This window comes from Psychroserpens luteus (assembly GCF_015319355.1).
Classification (GTDB): domain Bacteria; phylum Bacteroidota; class Bacteroidia; order Flavobacteriales; family Flavobacteriaceae; genus Psychroserpens; species Psychroserpens luteus.
In genome coordinates this window covers 62,273-81,177 of record NZ_JADILU010000009.1, presented here as the reverse complement: position 1 = coordinate 81,177, position 18,905 = coordinate 62,273, and the positions used below count along the sequence as shown (strand labels likewise).

The 18,905-nt window shown below is 31.6% G+C and carries 17 protein-coding genes; 10 read left to right on the top strand and 7 right to left on the bottom strand.

The window, feature by feature from the left end; translation table 11 throughout:
• Positions 1 to 45 precede the first annotated feature (45 nt).
• Entirely contained in the window at positions 46 to 1,800 is a 1,755-nt protein-coding gene (locus IM744_RS18580) for an ABC transporter ATP-binding protein (RefSeq protein WP_194509681.1), read from the bottom strand.
• A gap of 129 nt (positions 1,801 to 1,929) precedes the next feature.
• On the opposite strand from IM744_RS18580, the gene IM744_RS18575 reads away from it, so the two are divergent.
• From IM744_RS18575 to yajC, 4 genes are all read left to right on the top strand, one after another.
• Positions 1,930 to 3,033, top strand: coding sequence for a Glu/Leu/Phe/Val family dehydrogenase (locus tag IM744_RS18575; RefSeq protein WP_194509680.1), 1,104 nt, complete (start codon positions 1,930 to 1,932; stop codon positions 3,031 to 3,033).
• Positions 3,034 to 3,194: 161 nt separating this feature from the next.
• Positions 3,195 to 4,106 (top strand): transcription antitermination factor NusB, encoded by a 912-nt coding sequence (gene nusB / locus IM744_RS18570; protein ID WP_194509679.1) that lies wholly within the window; start codon positions 3,195 to 3,197, stop codon positions 4,104 to 4,106.
• A 123-nt stretch (positions 4,107 to 4,229) separates the two neighbouring features.
• Positions 4,230 to 4,730: a DUF1573 domain-containing protein gene (locus IM744_RS18565; RefSeq protein ID WP_194509678.1), complete on the top strand. Its 501-nt coding sequence runs from the start codon at positions 4,230 to 4,232 to the stop codon at positions 4,728 to 4,730.
• A 3-nt stretch (positions 4,731 to 4,733) separates the two neighbouring features.
• Positions 4,734 to 5,021 carry a preprotein translocase subunit YajC gene (yajC, locus tag IM744_RS18560; RefSeq protein WP_194509677.1) on the top strand — a complete coding sequence of 96 codons (288 nt, stop codon included), beginning with the start codon at positions 4,734 to 4,736 and terminating at the stop codon, positions 5,019 to 5,021.
• Positions 5,022 to 5,141: 120 nt separating this feature from the next.
• Here the strand turns inward: yajC and IM744_RS18555 are convergent, their stop codons facing one another.
• Together IM744_RS18555 and pepT are read right to left on the bottom strand one after the other, a co-directional pair.
• Entirely contained in the window at positions 5,142 to 5,741 is a 600-nt protein-coding gene (locus tag IM744_RS18555; RefSeq protein WP_194509676.1) for a YdeI/OmpD-associated family protein, read from the bottom strand.
• A gap of 17 nt (positions 5,742 to 5,758) precedes the next feature.
• A complete protein-coding gene (gene pepT / locus IM744_RS18550; RefSeq protein ID WP_194509675.1) occupies positions 5,759 to 6,997 on the bottom strand; it encodes a peptidase T in 1,239 nt (412 codons plus the stop codon).
• Between the two features lie 122 nt (positions 6,998 to 7,119).
• Between pepT and IM744_RS18545 the strand changes: the two genes are divergently transcribed.
• Positions 7,120 to 8,157 carry a quinone-dependent dihydroorotate dehydrogenase gene (locus IM744_RS18545; RefSeq protein ID WP_194509674.1) on the top strand — a complete coding sequence of 346 codons (1,038 nt, stop codon included), beginning with the start codon at positions 7,120 to 7,122 and terminating at the stop codon, positions 8,155 to 8,157.
• A 43-nt stretch (positions 8,158 to 8,200) separates the two neighbouring features.
• On the opposite strand, the gene IM744_RS18540 is transcribed toward IM744_RS18545, so the two are convergent.
• Both IM744_RS18540 and IM744_RS18535 read right to left on the bottom strand, forming a co-directional pair.
• Positions 8,201 to 9,946 (bottom strand): zinc-dependent metalloprotease, encoded by a 1,746-nt coding sequence (locus tag IM744_RS18540; protein WP_194509673.1) that lies wholly within the window; start codon positions 9,944 to 9,946, stop codon positions 8,201 to 8,203.
• A 92-nt stretch (positions 9,947 to 10,038) separates the two neighbouring features.
• On the bottom strand, positions 10,039 to 10,989 hold the full coding sequence (locus tag IM744_RS18535) for a T9SS type A sorting domain-containing protein (protein ID WP_194509672.1): 951 nt from the start codon (positions 10,987 to 10,989) through the stop codon (positions 10,039 to 10,041).
• Between the two features lie 92 nt (positions 10,990 to 11,081).
• Between IM744_RS18535 and IM744_RS18530 the strand changes: the two genes are divergently transcribed.
• Positions 11,082 to 11,708 (top strand): LysE family translocator, encoded by a 627-nt coding sequence (locus IM744_RS18530; RefSeq protein WP_194509671.1) that lies wholly within the window; start codon positions 11,082 to 11,084, stop codon positions 11,706 to 11,708.
• A 37-nt stretch (positions 11,709 to 11,745) separates the two neighbouring features.
• Positions 11,746 to 12,609, top strand: coding sequence for a hydroxymethylglutaryl-CoA lyase (locus IM744_RS18525; protein WP_194509670.1), 864 nt, complete (start codon positions 11,746 to 11,748; stop codon positions 12,607 to 12,609).
• Positions 12,610 to 12,670: 61 nt separating this feature from the next.
• Here the strand turns inward: IM744_RS18525 and IM744_RS18520 are convergent, their stop codons facing one another.
• Both IM744_RS18520 and IM744_RS18515 read right to left on the bottom strand, forming a co-directional pair.
• The gene (locus IM744_RS18520) at positions 12,671 to 13,759 is read right to left on the bottom strand and encodes an HmuY family protein (RefSeq protein ID WP_194509669.1); all 1,089 of its coding nucleotides are present in this window, start codon (positions 13,757 to 13,759) and stop codon (positions 12,671 to 12,673) included.
• An 11-nt stretch (positions 13,760 to 13,770) separates the two neighbouring features.
• On the bottom strand, positions 13,771 to 15,915 hold the full coding sequence (locus tag IM744_RS18515; protein ID WP_194509668.1) for a TonB-dependent receptor plug domain-containing protein: 2,145 nt from the start codon (positions 15,913 to 15,915) through the stop codon (positions 13,771 to 13,773).
• Positions 15,916 to 16,019: 104 nt separating this feature from the next.
• Between IM744_RS18515 and IM744_RS18510 the strand changes: the two genes are divergently transcribed.
• Genes IM744_RS18510 through IM744_RS18500 form a run of 3 tightly spaced genes read left to right on the top strand, consistent with a single transcriptional unit; the run spans position 16,020 to position 18,904 of the window.
• A complete protein-coding gene (locus IM744_RS18510) occupies positions 16,020 to 16,925 on the top strand; it encodes a DUF6607 family protein (RefSeq protein WP_194509667.1) in 906 nt (301 codons plus the stop codon).
• A 1-nt stretch (position 16,926) separates the two neighbouring features.
• Positions 16,927 to 18,405, top strand: coding sequence for an ankyrin repeat domain-containing protein (locus IM744_RS18505; RefSeq protein WP_194509666.1), 1,479 nt, complete (start codon positions 16,927 to 16,929; stop codon positions 18,403 to 18,405).
• Between the two features lie 13 nt (positions 18,406 to 18,418).
• Positions 18,419 to 18,904: a DUF2271 domain-containing protein gene (locus IM744_RS18500; RefSeq protein WP_194509665.1), complete on the top strand. Its 486-nt coding sequence runs from the start codon at positions 18,419 to 18,421 to the stop codon at positions 18,902 to 18,904.
• Position 18,905: the final 1 nt, after the last annotated feature.

Genomic DNA, 18,905 nt, shown 5'->3' with positions numbered 1-18,905 from the left:
TGTGCATCAAAAATCTAAAAAAAAAGATTAGTAAGCAACAAATTACTATAATTCTTTTGTGCTTAATTGTTTTAAGTAAAGTTCTTTGTAGTAACCGTCTGTATTTACTAGAGATTCATGTGTTCCTTTTTGAATGATTTTACCATCTTCAAGCACAATAATCTTGTCTGCATCTTTTGCAGAAGACACACGATGACTCACTATAATAGTTGTTTTTCCTTCGGAAATTTTCCGTAAACTTTTAAGAATTTTTTCTTCGGTTTCGGTATCTACAGCAGATAAACAATCATCAAATAACATAATTTCTGGAGCTTTGATAATCGCTCTCGCGATAGAAATACGTTGCTTTTGTCCGCCTGAAAGTGTTACACCACGTTCACCTAATTTGGTTTTATAACCTTTCGTGAATTTCTTTATGTTCTTGTGTACATCAGCATTTTTTGCAGCATTGATGACTTCTTCTTCCGTAGCATCTTCTTTACCAAACATGATATTATTTTCTATAGTATCAGAAAATAGAAAAGCCTCCTGAGGCACATAACCAATATGATCTCTCAAACTTTTAAGGTTTATTTGATTTATTTGTTTGCCATCAATTAATATCTCACCTTCTTGTACATCATAGAGTCTTCCAATTAAATCTAGAATTGTCGATTTACCAGAACCAGTCTTACCTAATATAGCAAGCGTTTCTCCTTTTTTAAGCGTAAAACTCACATTGTCTAAGGCTTTAATATTTGTATCTGGATAGATATAGGTGACGTTTTTAAATTCGATATTTCCATCAATATGAGTTGGAGTAGTGCTTAAGTTTTTAACTTCAGGAACTTCTTGTAAAAACTGGTTGATACGTTTTTGAGAAGCTTCAGCTTGTTGTACCAAATTAGTAACCCAACCCACTGTAGCAACTGGCCAAGTCAACATATTAACGTAGATTAAAAATTCGGCTATTGTCCCAATTTCTTTAATCTCTCCATTGATATATTGCATGCCACCAACGTATGCAACGAGAATATTACTTAATCCAATAAGCAAAATCATGGAAGGGAAAAATAATGCTTGAACCTTAGTTAAATCGATTTGCTTTTGTTTGCTTTCTTCGGAAAGTTTATTAAACTCATCATAGTTTCTTTCTTCTATTCCGTAGGATTTAATAACAGAAATTCCGCTAAAAGATTCTTGAGTATATGCAGAAAGGTGAGATAAATACTCTTGTACGACTCTACTACGATTGTTTATGACCTTACTTAATTTATAAATTATGAAAGACAATAGGGGTAAAGGTAAAACAGTATATAATGTCAATTTAGGAGCAACATTCACCATGTAAATTAAAGCAACTATAAAAAGAGTGACTGTATTAATAGTGTACATAATTGCTGGACCAGCATACATTCTCACCTTACCAACATCTTCACTAATTCTATTCATTAAATCACCTGTTTTATTGGCTTTATAGAAATTAAGGGACAGGTTTTGATATTGTTGATAGATTTCGTTTTTTAAATCATATTCGATAAAACGAGATACATTAATAATGGTTTGACGCATCAAGAATGTGAAAATTCCTGCTATGACAGCAGCTCCAATAAGATAACCAATATTAACAGCAAGTTCTTGTCTAAAAAGTGCTTCACTAATATCACCATTTAATTTTTTGGAAATTGTAGTAATTGCTTTACCAATATATCTTGGTGTGAAAAGAGCAAATATTTTAGCACCAATTGTTATTAATATTCCTAACAGTAATCTATAGCGATACTTTTTAAAATATTTATTTATATGTTTGAGTTCTTTCATTAACTGTTTCAAAATTTAAATATTAACAAATTGACATTTTCAAGGCCTTATTTTTGTTAATACTCTAATATTGGATTATTTTTGCTCGCTATTTTACACATAATTAAAATAATTCTTAATCTACATACAATGACATCAGATGTTTTAAGTACTAAAGAACTTTCAAAAATAGACCCAGTTTTTGGACAGCTATCTTTTGATAATCACGAGCAAATCGTTTTTTGCAACGACAAAGATACTGGTTTAAAAGCAATAATTGGAATTCATAACACAGTTTTGGGACCTGCACTTGGAGGTACAAGAATGTGGAATTATAATAACGAATGGGAAGCGCTAAACGATGTGTTGAGGCTTTCTCGTGGGATGACATTCAAATCGGCAATCACAGGTTTAAATCTTGGTGGAGGAAAAGCAGTTATCATTGGAGATGCTAAAACTCAAAAAACACCAGAACTCATGAGAAAATTTGGTGAGTTTGTACACTCTTTAAGTGGTAGATATATTACTGCGGAAGATGTTGGGATGAATACTGAAGATATGGATATTGTAAGAGAAGTGACACCATATGTTACAGGTATTTCTGAAAGTAAAGGAGGTGCAGGAAACCCGTCACCTATTACAGCTTATGGTGTTTTTATGGGAATGAAAGCTGCTGCTAAATTTAAATACGGAAACGATATTCTTGAAGATAAAAGCGTTTTTGTACAAGGAATTGGACATGTTGGTGAATCTCTTGTTGAGCATTTAACAAATGAAGGTGCTAAAGTTACTATTGCAGATATTAACCGGGAACGATTAGAAGAAGTACGTTCTAAATATGATGTTACGATATATGAAGGACAAGATATTTATAGCGAGCCTATGGATATCTATGCACCTTGTGCTTTAGGAGCAACAATAAATGATGATACGATACATAAATTGCGAGCAAATATTATTGCAGGTGCAGCTAATAACCAACTAGCAGATGAAGTTAGACATGGTAAGTTATTACAAGATAAAAATATTTTATACGCTCCAGATTTTCTAATTAATGCTGGTGGAATTATTAATGTTTATGCAGAATTAGAGAATTACGATCGTCAAGAAATTATTCGTAAAACTGAAAATATTTACAATACAACATTAGAAATATTAGAACGTGCAAAAGTTAATAATGAGGCAACTAATGTTGCAGCTATGAGTATTGCGAAAGAACGTATTGAAACTCGAAAAAGAGAACTTCAAAAATAATAATATTACAAACTAAAATAGTTTGCATCTTTTAAAATTATAGTATTTTTGCAAAGCAAATTTGACAACTGCACTTTAATAGGTCAGTAATCAAATTTGCTTTTATTAATTAATAGCTCTTTGTAACCATGTTAAATAGACGACATATTCGTATAAAAGTAATGCAAACGCTCTACGCTTCAAAAGGAGGAGAAAGCGATAATATTAAAATTAGCGAAAAGTTTCTTCTACAGAGTCTAGATAGCATGTATGATTTATTTATTGCACAATTATCATTATTGATTGAGGTACATAAAAAATCAAAAGACATTTTAGATAAAACACAAAATAAATTATTAGCAACTAAAGAGGAAAAAAATCCCAATGCTAAGTTTATAAATAATGAAGTGTTGACGCTCCTTAGTACTAATGAGAATTTGTTAGAATTAATTGAAGATCAAAAAGAAAACCTTTGGTACTTAGATTTCGAATATATTGATGTCATATTCAAATCGATGCTTAAAAGTGATGTTTATAAAGACTATATGTCTACCAAAATATCAACTTTTAAAGAAGATAAGACTTTTATCATTGATTTATTTACAGAAGTCATTGCTCCAAATGATAAGTTATATGATTATTTTGAAGATAAACGTATTACTTGGTTAGATGATCTTCCGGTAGTTAATACTGCAATATTGAAGATTTTAAAGAAAGTCAAAGCATCTTCCGAAGGAAAGTTCTTTACTCCAAAATTGTATAAAGATATGGAAGACAGAGATTTTGGAGTTGATTTGTTGAAAAAGACGACACTAAATCAGACTAAGTTTAGTGAAGAAATAGGATCTAAAACTAAAAATTGGGATGCAGATCGTATTACAAAAATTGATACAGTATTAATGCAAATGGCAATTTGTGAATTTCAAAGATTCCCGTCGATACCTGTAAAAGTTACGATAAACGAATATTTAGAAATAGCTAAAGAGTATTCTACACCTAAGAGTAGTAATTTTATTAACGGTATTTTAGACAAGATTGTTAAAGAGTATACTAAGGAAGGAAATCTTAATAAAATTGGTAGAGGTTTAATGTAAACCTTATATTTTGTAAGAGATAGAGTGTTAATGTTTTGCTTGAAAATGGACTAAAAATTTTAATTATATGAAATTATTAGTACATTTGGCTTCTCGAATCAAAATCATTTAAAAATTATAGCAATGAAAAAAGCAATTTTAGCGTTAAGCGCATTATGTTTAGTAGCTTTCACATCTTGTAAAGAAGATGCAACAAGCAAAATCAATTCAGAAAACGTAGCAGCTGCTGCAGAAAGAGATGCAACTGCTGGAGATTTTCCAGTGATTTCTTTTACTGAAACTGAACACGATTTTGGAACTATCGTTAATGGTACTCCAGTAGAAACAAAATTCAACTACACTAATACAGGTAAAACACCATTAGTTGTTAGTAATATTAAAAGTACATGTGGATGTACTGTACCTTCAGATTGGAATAGAAACCCATTAGCTCCAGGTGAGTCTGCTGAGTTTACTGTTAAATTTAATGGTAAAGGTTCTAACCAAGTTCAAAAGTCAATTACTTTAACAACAAATACAGAAAAAGGTTCTGAAATTGTTAAGATTAAAGCTTTCGTTCAACCAGATCCTAACGCACCAGCTAAGAAAGCTGGATCAGCTGCGATTAATCCAGTAGGAAAATAATTTATGGGAATAGGAGATATTTTACCTTTTGTAGCCATGTTTGCTGTTGTGTATTTCTTTATGATTGCACCACAGATGAAACGAGCAAAGCAAGAAAAAGCATTTGCAGCAGAGTTAAAAAGAGGTGATAAAGTAGTTACAAAAAGTGGTATGCACGGTAAAATCGTTGATCTTAATGACAAAGACAATACCTGTGTTATCGAAACACTTGCAGGAAAGATTAAGTTTGAACGTTCAGCTCTTTCTATGGAAATAAGCCGAAAATTAAATGCTCCAGTAACTGTAAAATAGATAGAATTTAAATATTCAATATATTAAAAACTCCGAAAGTTCGCTTTCGGAGTTTTTTGTTTTATAGACTATAACCTAATATGAACTAACAACAACTAAATAAAAAACAGCTTCATAGTTTTAACCGTTTTTATACTTATCATGTAAGCCAATACCTTTGATAATCATTGGAGTGATTTTATCTAATCTAGATATTTTGGTTGTATCACGTTTTGCCTCACTAATGTAATCGCAGTATTCTCTTTGTCTTCCTGGAGTTAAAGCTTTAAAACTTGTATTTAATTCTGAATTAGATTTTAGAGCGTTTTTTAATTCCGAAGGAATACTAATCGTTTTAGTTTTGCGAGTAGGTTTAATTTCTCTACCTAACCTTTGATTTTCTGTAGCTTCTTTTACATAACTTAAAACAGCAGCTTCATTGAAGTCTTTTTTAGATTCAAAACGCATTTGACGCATACCTTTAGTTTTGTCTTCTTGAGCGTTATGAAGTAAATTATGTTTGTCTTTTAAAAAGACACCATGATGAAACCAAATACAAAAGTGATTTTTAAAAGCTCCAATGCCTAGTACGTTTTTACCGTTTAAACAGTAGGTTGGCATGCTCCATTTTATTGTTTCTTCTAATGCTGTAGAGTTTATAATTTTCCGAAGTAAAGATAGTTCTTCAGTAAAATGAGAGTTTACTTCTATGTATTCTTCTACGGAATTTACTTTTTTCATTTACCTATAATTTAATCTTAAGCCTTTTCCGCAGTCAACTCAACAATTTTACAAATGACTTCAGTTGCTTTTATCATACTTTCAACTGGTACGTATTCGTATCTTCCGTGGAAATTATGTCCACCAGCAAAAATATTAGGACAAGGTAATCCCATATAACTCAATTGTGATCCATCAGTTCCTCCTCTAATAGGTTTGATTAAAGGTTCAATATCTAGTGCTTTCATTGCTTCTTCAGCAATATCAACAATATGCATAACAGGTACGACCTTTTCTTTCATATTAAAGTATTGGTCTTTAATTTCAATAGTAATGACTTCACGCTCATATTGTTCATTGATCGCATCTGTGAGATTTTGCATCACTTCTTTTCTAGCTTCAAAATGACCCATATCATGATCTCTAATGATGTACTGTAAAACGGTTTCTTCAACTTTACCTTCCATGTTGTGCAGATGGAAAAAACCTTGATAACCATCTGTATGTTCAGGTGTTTCCATGCGAGGTAAAGAATTAATGAACTCAGTAGCGATATACATAGAGTTTACCATTTTTCCTTTAGCATAACCTGGATGTACTATTTTTCCTTTAATGGTCACTTTGGCTCCTGCAGCATTGAAATTCTCATATTCGAGTTCTCCAATTTGACTACCATCCATCGTATAAGCCCAATCTGCTCCAAATTTTTTAACATCAAATTTATGAGCTCCACGACCAATTTCTTCATCTGGTGTAAAACCTACTCTAATCTTTCCATGTTTAATTTCTGGATGATTGATAAGGTATTCCATTGCAGAGATAATTTCTGTTATTCCTGCTTTGTCATCTGCGCCAAGAAGTGTTGTTCCGTCGGTAGTAATTAGAGTTTGACCTTTATAGAGTAATAAATCTTCAAAATAATCTGGTGAGAGCACAATGTTTTCCGAAGCATTTAAAATAATATCCTTTCCATCATAATTTTCTATAATTTGAGGTTTGACATTAGCTCCAGTAAAGTCTGGTGTGGTGTCAAAATGAGAAACAAAACCTATTGTTGGCACTTTGTGATCTACATTGCTTGGTAAAGTTGCCATGATGTAAGAATTGTCATCAATAGTGACATCGCTCATGCCAATGTCCTTTAATTCTAGTACTAGAGCATTTGCTAAGTCCCATTGTTTTGCTGTACTTGGTGTTGTGTCGCTTTCTGGATCTGATTCTGTGTCAACTGTAACGTAGCTTATAAATCGTTTTGTGATGTCTTTTTTTGAAATCATAACGTGTAATTGTTTTCTTTTTAGGGTTTGAATGAATAATAAAAACCATAGGTTAATTTATAAACCTAAAGTTAGCGATTATATTCAAATGTATATTATTTTTGCATTAGAAAAGATTTTCAATGTACAAGCTTCTACTAAGACCACTATTATTTTGTTTTGATCCTGAAAAAGTTCACTACTTCACATTTTCTTTAATTCGGAATGTGTCTAAAATTCCAGGATTTTCAGCTTTGTTTAGAAATCTATATCTCGTTGAAGATAAATCTTTGGAGCGTGAAGTTTTCGGACTAAAATTTAAAAACCCAGTTGGACTAGCTGCAGGTTTTGATAAGAATGCTGTGCTTTATAATGAATTAGCGAATTTTGGTTTTGGGTTTATCGAAATAGGAACAGTAACACCAAAAGGTCAGGTTGGGAACCCTAAAAAGCGTTTATTTAGATTAAAAGACGATAAAGGGATTATTAACCGAATGGGTTTCAATAACGAAGGTTTAGAAATAGCTATTTCTCAACTAAAGAAAAATAAAGGCAAATTAATTATTGGTGGTAACATTGGTAAAAATACAGATACCAAACCTGAAGACTATACCAAAGATTATTTAGAATGTTTTAACGGTTTACACCCTTACGTTGATTATTTTGTACTTAATGTGAGTTGTCCAAATGTTGGGAGTCACGCTAAATTAAATGATAAGGATTATTTATTGGAACTCATTTCTACAGTGCAAAAAGCTAATAAAACGTTTGAAACACAAAAGCCAATTTTATTAAAAATTGCTCCAGATTTGAATGACCAACAACTAGATGAAATCGTCGATATTATTTTTGAAACGAGCCTAGATGGAGTTATTGCGAGTAATACATCAATTGATAGAACGGGTTTAAAAGCGTCTAATGAGCGTCTTACTGAAATAGGCAATGGTGGATTAAGTGGTCAACCTATTAAAGAGAAATCTACGCGAGTTATCAAATATCTTTCAGAAAAAAGTAATAAGTCATTTCCTATAATTGGAGTAGGAGGTATTCATTCTGCAGAAGATGCTTTAGAAAAACTAGAAGCAGGAGCAGATTTAGTGCAAGTCTATACTGGTTTTATTTATGAAGGACCAAGATTGATCAAGAATATCAATAAGGCTTTATTAAAAAAAGCGAATTAAAAGTAAATGCAATTCGCTTGTAAATTATAATATTTCCGAAGCATTAATTCTTAATAAACGGAATTGTACTGGAGTTATTTTCTTTTGTTAATTCAATATAATACACACCATTACTTAATGTGTTTGTTTGGATTCTTAAATCATCAACATGATTAATTTTCTTGCTTCTTATAATTTGTCCTAACATATTATAAACTTTAAAACCGTCTGGTAAATCATTCGTGTTTGCCAATTTAATATTTAAAAGATCTTGTGTCGGGTTTGGATATACAGAAATAGCATTAGCTGAAAAATAGTTATCTATACTCAACACATTGTTTGACAAATAAGTTATTTCTCCATCTCCATAATCTCCTCCTGTAACAATAGGATCACCTTCTAAAGTCTCAAGCGTGTAAGATCCATTTCCAGAAAAACAACAGATTCCATCACCATAGCTATCAATCATTTCAAACGTGTAACATTCATTTGTTGAAATATTAAAAGGCACTATGAACGTTGTGAAATCGTCAATACCTTCAATGTATTCTGGGCTTGTTATTTCTTCTGCAGTATTATTGTTTCTAAAAACCCAAGATGTTTCTGCTGGCCAATCATCTGTAACTAAAGTTAGTATGACTTGAGTGGTATTTGTAGTTTCTCCTCCAACTTTAATATATTCTTGATATACTTTTGTTAAAGATTGTGATCCATTAGAAATAGTTAAAGTAACATCATATCCACCAGCGCCATAATAACTGTGTGAAGGGTTTTGAGTTGTATAATCAATAATATCATCACCATCAATATCCCATTCCCAAGAGGTTGCTCCAATACTGTTATCTATAAAATCAACAGTCATTGAATTACCACAATCTCTAGTGAAATTTGCAGTAAGATCTACATTAAAGCTTGGGCAACCCATTACAGACCTAGATGTTTGGTACACACCATAAATGCGAGCATATTGTCCTTGAGAAAATAACGTACGACATTCTTTTCTAGAATATGACATTAGATTTAATGGTTCTGGTACAAAATCATCACCATTAGCATCTATTGCATTACCAACGTAATTACAAGATGTGTTAACATTTCCATACCCCAATTGTGGATCTGCAGCTGTATCACAAACAAAATCACCATCTGTGTCACAATTAGATCCATCAACTAATTCTGTTGTTAATGTACCGTTGATATTTCCATGTGTGTGTGATAATCCAAAAAAATGTCCCATTTCATGAGGCATAGTACTACCATTGATTGCACAAGAATTGTCCATCATTATAACATCTGGTCCACCAGGAAAAAAAGCATAACCACATAAACCACCACCTTCTTCTGTACTTACAGAGTTGGCAAAATAAATATTAATAACGTTAGGCGTATTATTGGCATTAGTTAGCGCATCTTGCTCATTTATTGAAAAATCATAATATTCTGTACTATCAATATAATTAATGGCATCGCAAATGAAGAACTCAATAAATGCGTTAATATAAAAGGTATTCATGTTATCTATGATATCGTTAATCGTTGATTCAGTAAAACCACCAAAACCCTCATCTGTTCTAATAATGTGTATTTTAACAGGAACAGTACTTACTGCTGTAGAAGAACGTTGTAACGCTTTTTGGTAATATTCTTGCTCAAACTGTCTGACTTGAGGAAGTGAATTTTGAAAATATTTTTCAGATTCTGCGGTAGCAATTGTTCCACATTGTGGTTCATTTTGAGCAGATGTAATAGAAAATGATAAAATAGCGACTATTAGAAATAAAAAGGACTTAATTTGAGTGATGAGTTTCATAACTTAAAGGACATGTGTAGGTTAAGTATCTAAACGTAAATATATAAAAATCCGATGAAACACTTGGTTTATAGATGAAATACATCTTTGTTTTAGTTGATAACTACCTTTTTAGTGGATTGAGAACCGTCTTTTAGAATTAATCTAACTAAGTAGACACCATTATTTAAGTTCGTCAAATCCATTTGTAATTCATCGTTTGAATTCCTATTTTTAAATCTAGCAACCTGTTTTCCTAAAACATCATAAACTAGGGCTTGGTCCAGTGTATTTGAGCTAGACGTTTTGATCGTCATTTCTCCTTTTGAAGGATTAGGATATAAACTAACTTTGGTGATACTTTGAGTATCAACGCTAAGAACTTGATTAAAAGTAATTGTAAGCGTACCTATAGGTTTTGCGTTAAAAGGACCTTCATTGATTAAAACAAAAATTGGCTCAAAACTAGGTGTCGTAACTTGATTTGGTGAAGTATAAAACATACCACTATCTGTACCAGCATCATAAGGAAATAACGGAATAACAATTTCATCAACCCAAGTATTGCCATCTCTAAGATTGATTCCATCTACAGCAATCATCCAATCTGGACTAGGAGCAATCATTGATATTAAACTCAAAAGCGGAAAATCCTCACTTACCTCAATATTTGTAAGCGTAGCAGTTGTTCTTGGAGCAAAAGCATCAAAACTAGTTTGTAAATATTGATCTGCATTACCAGCAGTAATAAGTGCTTGTACTTCATTAGATATTTCATTGTTGTCACCAATTTCGGCAACATTTTTAACACCTAAACTCGCTAAACTCCCCATTTCTAAAAGCTTAGTAGAACTATTATGTGTAGCTCCAACAAGATCAGACCAATGTGCATTATTAGGTAATGCTACAATACTATTTCCATTAACAGGATCGTTTGTTTCTGTATCCCATACACTCGTAAACGAGACAGTATATGAAGCTCTTGATTGTGAGAAAAGTGATGTAGAAACTAAAAGAGCACTAATTAAAGTTAAAGATTTTAAAGTTAAAGTAATTCTTTTCATAGTACATTATAATTAGTGATTAGTAATTAGAGTCGTTGAAACAGTTGTTGTCTTACACAATATTTTAACTATTTTTATAAAAAATAGTTACTTTGAATTACGACCTTCTTATATCTTTCATGATTGCAACTTCGGTATTATCACTATCTCCAGGACCAGATAATATCTATGTCTTAATGCAAAGTATTGTTAATGGTAAAAAATATGGATTAGCAACCGTTGCAGGTTTAATTTCGGGTTGTTTGGTGCACACAACATTAGTTGCTTTTGGCGTATCTGCTATCATTAAAGAAAGCGACACACTATTTTTTATAATAAAACTTCTTGGAGCACTTTATTTATTGTTTTTAGCTTTTAAGGTATATAAATCAAGTTCAGAACTTAGTTTAAATAGTGAGAACGTTCCGAAGAAAAGTTTACTGCAACTCTTCAAACAAGGGTTTATTATGAATGTATTAAATCCTAAAGTATCGATCTTCTTTTTAGCATTTTTCCCAGGTTTTCTATTTAGTGACACTTTAAGTTCTGTTGTTCAATTTTACGTGTTAGGATTATTATTTATGTTAGTCTCAGCAATTATTTTTTCTATAATAGCTATTTTGGCAGGCTCAATTTCAGAATATATAAAACAGCATAAACGCATTGGATTATATCTAAAATGGTTGCAAATTATTGTCTTTGTTGGGATTGCGATATTAATTTTAACTTCGGAAAAATAAAACAAACATTTCCTCATTATTACTATCTTTGAACAAGATGATGAAACCTATTAAAATAATCGAATGTCCTCGTGATGCAATGCAAGGGATTAAAACTTTTATTCCTACGGAAAAGAAAGTACAATACATCCAATCTTTGCTACGAGTAGGTTTTGATACGATAGATTTTGGGAGCTTTGTTTCACCTAAAGCAATACCACAATTGGTAGATACTGCTGAAGTTTTAGCACAACTAGATTTGAGTACTACTACAAGTAAACTTCTAGCAATTATAGCAAATACCAGAGGTGCAGTAGAGGCTTGCAAACATCCAGAGATTGATTATTTGGGATATCCATTTTCAATATCTGAAAACTTCCAAATGCGAAATACGCATAAAACCATTGCACAATCTGTTGTAACACTTTCTGAAATTTTAGAACTAGCAAATAAGCATAATAAAGAAGTCGTCGTCTATATTTCAATGGGATTTGGAAACCCTTATGGAGATCCTTGGGATGTTGATATCGTAGGTGAGTGGACAGAACGATTAAGTAAAATGGGAGTTAAAATCCTTTCATTGAGCGATACTATTGGTAGTTCAAACCCAGAAAATATTGATTATTTATTTTCTAATTTAATTCCGCAATATTCTGAAATTGAGTTTGGTGCACATTTACATACAACACCAACAACTTGGCATGAAAAAGTTGATGCAGCCTTTAAAGCTGGATGTATGCGATTTGATGGTGCTATTCAAGGATTTGGTGGTTGCCCAATGGCAAAAGATGAACTTACAGGTAACATGCCTACCGAAAAATTATTGTCCTATTTTACATCTGAAAAGCATAATAATCTCAATGCGATGAGTTTTGAAAGCTCTTATAATGAAGCAACAAAGATTTTTACAAAATATCATTAAAAGAAAAAGTCCTTGCCATAAGACAAGGACTCTAATAAAAGCAAGCTAACTAATCCAATAACTATTCTTGTATTAAGCTATAAACAAACTCTGGGTAACCACGTTCTCCAGCTTCATTTGTTAATGCTAAAAATTTAAGCTTGTATAAGTTTCCTGAAGTATCATTAACAATGTAAAATACATTGTCTTTTAACGAAGGTAAACTACCAGGTCCTCCACCATTTCTCCAAGAGCTACCAACGCCTCTTTGGTCAATTGTAAAATTTATATCATTTACATCACTAAGTGTAAAATCTTCATAAGAAACCGCATCTGTCTCAGTATCTATCATATAAACAAGCGCATTAGATTTTGAATTATTTAAAACATAATCTGAGTAACCATAAGATCCATAACCTTCAATTTCATTAGTAAATACTGTAAAGTTTAAATCCCATTGTGTTGATTCTGGCTCAACATTTACAATTGATTCTGTATTAAAACTAAAAAATGTAAAGTGGTATCCTGTATTTTTTGTGATCGTAATTTCTTCGTGAGTACTATCATCTAAATCTGCATACTGTAGGATATAATTATTACCATCTTTTAGTATTCTAATTTTTTTCCAACCTCTGCTATCATCAGATACATCTACGCTACCTGTAGAAGGAGTTTCTGTACCAACTTCATCACCTAAGTTAATGAGGTAAACATTATTGTTTTCATCATTATCTGCAATTTGAGCAATTGCAGTATTTGTCAATGAACCATCTGGTGCATCAATAAATTCCATATTGGCATCTTCAAAAGTACCAACAGCAACTTGTGGTTGCAAATCAACAACTTCTTGAGTAGACGATGAAACAGCATCAATATCTGTAGTAGACAGTTGAGCAGTAGCCATATAAATTGAACTATTGATTACAACTCTAAAATCTGAACCAGAATAAAATCCTAAATCCCACGAGTCTCTTTGTACACTTGTAGTAGTATTTGTACTCAAATCAACATACACTTGGTTTTGTTGGTTTGGACCTCCAACTTCTGGTGTAACAGATGCACCCTCAATAGTAATTGTTAATGGTCCTTGAGGACTGTCATCATCACTTGAGCAACTTGAAAAGGTTATAATGCTTAAGCATAAAGCGAGTTTAAATAATTTGTTAATCATAATAATAGTGTTTAAAAATTTAAATTATATAATAGTTTTAAGTAATAAGATCGTCCGTAGCCCAAAAGAAGAGTACTGTTATTAGAAGTATGAACATCACCAACACTACTAGCATTGCTGACATTTACATTTGTGATGTCCAATAAATTTCTACTTCCTATTGTGAGGTCTATTGTGTTATCAAAAAATGATTTTTTTACTGAAGCATCTAACCAGCTATAAGCATCTGTAGTCGCTTTAGTGAAAAGAGAATTACCATCATCGTCTGTACCGTTAGCAATGTAATTTTCTTGTTCTCCATTATATTTAAGGAGCATAGTAAAAGAAGTGTTCCATTTTTTATAGAAATAGGAAGCACTTGTATTAACTTGAAAATTGTAAAGAAAACCATCTTCTCCATTTGTTTCATTTTCATTAATTCTAGCAATACCTTGATATGTAGCGCCTAAATTGAAAGTAAAACCATTTCGTTTAAACGAATTATCTAGAGTGAATCCCATGAGTTTAAAACTGTCAATATTTATGTATTGGTATTGTAAAGGAGTTGTATTTACAATGGCTAAATCAATTTTATCTGAAAGATCTATATAGCTAAATTTTAAGTTATTGATTAATGAGATATCATTAAACCAACTTCGTTTTTTTAGATTGATAAATGCAGAATAACCATTTTCTGGATTAAGATTTTCATTACCTCTTACATCATGATTTGAATCTACGAAGTAGTAATACAATTCTTCAAAATTTGGTACTCTATATGAAGACCCAATATTTGCACGAAGTTCAAATCCCTTTTTTATTAAATATCTAGCACTTAGAGAACCTAAAAGTTTAGAGTCAAATTGAGAATTATGTTCGTATCTAATTCCTGGTCTAAGCGAGAAATTTTTAGAGAGGCTCATTTCCGAAGAACCAAATAAGGCTATGTTATTTTGCGTACTGGTTTTATCGACTTGAGTTACATCACCAGAAGCTTGTGTGTCAAAACCTTCAATATACCTAGCTTCGTAACCCAACTGGAAATTATAAAAATCATTCTTCACAAGGTTTCCAATGGTGCCTTTTGAGAATAATACTTTACTAGATTGATAGGTTTCATCGGTTTCATTACTTCGCTGTTCTGTTAATATGAAGTAGTTAAATTGGTTTAAATCTCGTTTTTGTTGTTGATATGAAAGTGATACGTTATAGTTAGCACCAGAGTTTAAATTGCCATCTATGTTTAGATTATTTAAAAATCTATTGGTCGTGAAAATACGATCTGTAGCAGATGGATTACTGGTTTGGGTTTCGGTATCTATATTTGCTCTTACGGTAGCATCGTAGTAGTTTAATTGCTCGTTAAAGTATTCGAATTTGTAAAATAATCTGAAGTTTTTAGTGCTATACCTCACTAAGGCATTGGTAACAATTTGATGTTTAGGCAACCATTCATAACCTCTTAATCCATCGTTTTGATAATAATCTTGTCCTTGTCGGTTATTAAAAAAACCAGCAAAATCATTTCTGTTAAACCCTATTTTAGCAAACCATTTATCGTTAATGTTATGTGATACATTTATAGATTGGATATGTCTACCTTTATCAAACCAAGCATAATCATCATTAACAGTTTCTTCTTGTAAATAGGTTTGGATTTTCCAATCATTATCAATTGACTTTTTTGTAATAATATTAATTACACCAGATACTGCATTAGCTCCATACTCAACTCCCATAGCGCCTTCAACAATCTCAATACGCTCAACATCATCAAGATTTACTTGAGTTAAATCTATGTTATTACCTAAGCCATTATCACTTACTAAAGGCACATTATCTATTAAGATATTAAAGTATTGTGCATCTAAACCAAAAAAGGAAATAGTTGATTTTCCTGTTTGAGAATTAGGTATGATGTTAAGATTTAGGTTGAAGTTTAATAAATCGGCAAGGTTATTAGCTGCTTGTTGATCTATTTGTTTTCTATTGATAACAATTACATTATGAACCGACTTTTTTATGGACTGCGGATTGTATTGACCAGTAATAACAATTTCTTCTAATTGCTCTGTTTTCGTAGAATCGTTTTCTATCTCATTGGTTTTCTGAGCGTAAGAAAAGCTTACTAAAAAAAGTGAAAAATAAATACAGAAATTATTTTTATTTAGACTCATTCTTGATTAGATTTGCGGCAAATATATATACTTATTTTAATTCAATCTAAATAAGAATAGATAAATTTAAATTTTTTTAAATCATAAAAAATAATCACTTAAAAATGAAACAAATAGCAAGTTTACTAGTCGTAATTTTAACGTTTTCATCAGTAGGAAATGCGCAAAACAAGAAAGAACAAGATAAAGAAGCCATCAAAAGTATGTGTGGTTGCTTTGAAGTTGCATTCAATTTTGCAGAGACATTTTCTTACAGTGAAGACTCATTATATATGCCTTCAAAAACTAAAGTTGATAAAGGTTTAGAGTGGGCTCAGCTGATTCAAGATGATGATAATAAATTATCCATTCAACATTTATTACAAGTTGGAAATCCAGCACAACCGCATATAGTGAAGCATTGGAGACAAGATTGGTTATTTGAAAACACTGATTTTTATATGTTCAATGGAGATAATGCTTGGGATTTTGAAAATAAAGACAATGATGAAGTTGCAGGTCAATGGACACAAAAAGTATATCAAGTAGATGATAGTCCGCGTTATGAAGGTTCTTCAACTTGGGTTCATGTTGACGGAAAAAGTTATTGGGAAAACACAACAACAGCTCCATTACCAAGAAGAGAATATACCAAGCGAAGTGATTACAATATTACACTCAGAGGTAATAGACATGAAATCACTAATTATGGATGGGTACATGATCAAGATAATGATAAAATCATTCGTGAAGATGGTGAAAATGATGTCGTTTTAGCCAAAGAAAAAGGATATAATACTTATGTCAAGGTTGATGATAGTAGATGCCAAGCAGCAGCAAATTGGTGGAAAGAAAACCAAGATAAATGGGCTATTGTTAGAAGTAAATGGGACGACGTTTATGGAAGGAATCAAGATTTATCACTAGAATCTAAAGTAGATAATAAATTACTTTACAAATATTTATTTGCTGAAGACGTGAACGAAGAAAAGCAAATTAGTAATGTCATAGAATCATTCGTAAAAAAATAATATGAAACAGTTTAAAATTTATACAACCGTAATCACACTTTTAATTAGTGTGTATGGTTTTTCTCAAGACAATATATTCTTAAATCGTGACTTTTGGAGTTCTAATCCTTCAATTGAAGATGTTGAGTTAAAAATTAAAGAAGGAAATGATATAGCTCAAGCTAATGGTAATAATTTTGATGCTGTTGTCTATGCTATTCTTCAAGACGCACCTAATGCTACTATTGAATATATTCAATCCAAAAAAGGAAATGAAGTAAACAAACTCACCCATGATGGAAGAACTTATATCTTTTGGGCAGCATACAAAGGCAATGTTGAGTTCATGAAGTATTTACTTAGTAAAGGTGCCAAAACAGATCTTACAGATGATAAAGGGAATACAATTCTAAATTTTGCAGCGTCTTCAGGACAGCAAGATACAAAGGTCTATGATTTGTGTTTGGCAAATGGAGCCAATCTAAAAAAAGATTTGAATCCAGATGGAGCAAATGCTTTATTATTAGTTGCTCCAAGTGATAAAGAGTTTAAACTGATTAATTATTTCCAATCTAAAGGACTAGATATTAATAGTGTTGATAAGACCGGAAATGGTGTCTTTAACTATGTTGCCAGAACAGGAAATATTGAATTGATGAATGCCTTACTCGAAAAAGGAGTCAAAGGCTCTAATCAAGCATTTTTGTTTGCAGCTTATGGAACACGAGGAAAAACCAATGGAGTAGAGGTTTATAAATATTTAGAAAGTTTAGGTTTAAATCCTAATATATTTAATGAAGAAGGTATTTCTCCATTACATGTTATCGCATCTAGAAGTAAAGATATTGAACTAATAAATTATTTATTAGAGAAAGGTTTAGATGTTAGCACTAAAGATTTAAAAGGAAATAGCGCTGTAATGAATGCTGCTTCGAGAAATAGTTTAGATGTCGTTAAAATTTTTGTGTCAAATTTAAAAGCCATTAATGATACCAACAAAAAAGGGCAATCAGCTTTGTCTTTAGCTGTCAATGGGAATTCTTCAGATGTTGTAGAATATTTAATTACTAAAGGACATAAAACGACTATTATAGATGCCGAAGGAAACAATTTAGCCTATTACTTAATTGATTCATATTCCAATAGAACCAAAGAGCAGTTTTCTAAAAAAACAGAATTATTAAAACGTAATAATCTAGACTTAACTGCTGTTCAAAAAAACGGAAATACTTGGTACCACTTAGCAGTAGAAAAAAATAGCATCGATTTACTAAAAATGGCTGTTGACAAAAACATAGATATCAACGCTAAAAATAGTGAAGGGAATACAACCTTAATATTAGCTGCGATGAAAGCTAAAGATGCAGATATTTTAAAGTTTCTTTTAGAACAAGGCGCAGACAAAAGCATCGTAACATATTTTGATGAAACCGCTTATGATTTAGCAAAAGAAAATGAGTTGCTCAAAAAGAATAATATTTCAATTGAATTTTTAAAATAGTATACCCTAGAATATGAAAAATTTACGCTTATTAATTCCCGTTTTTGTTTTGGTTTTAGGCTTCATGTCATTCAAAACATTAACTAGTTCATCAAAGTATAAATGTATGATTCAAATGACGAATTATACAGGTGAAGGCGCATACATCGTAATTTCTTTAATCAATCCAGAAGGTAATTATGAAAAAACATTGTACGTAAAAGGTGATGATGATGAATGGTACAATACTGTTGAGTCTTGGTGGGATTTCTACGGAAAAAAAAGAACAAATATCGATGCTATCACAGGAGCAACCATAAGTGGAGGCGAACGTGCAATTAGCATCATAGAAATTGATGACGATAAATTAGACAAAGGCTACAAACTTAGATTTGAGTCTGCAGTAGAAGATCAAGAATATTACAAAAATGACGTCGAGTTTGAAATCACATCTCAAAATGTAAAAAGTAAAATTGAAGGCAAAGGTTTTATCAGATATATACGCATGATGCCTCAATAAA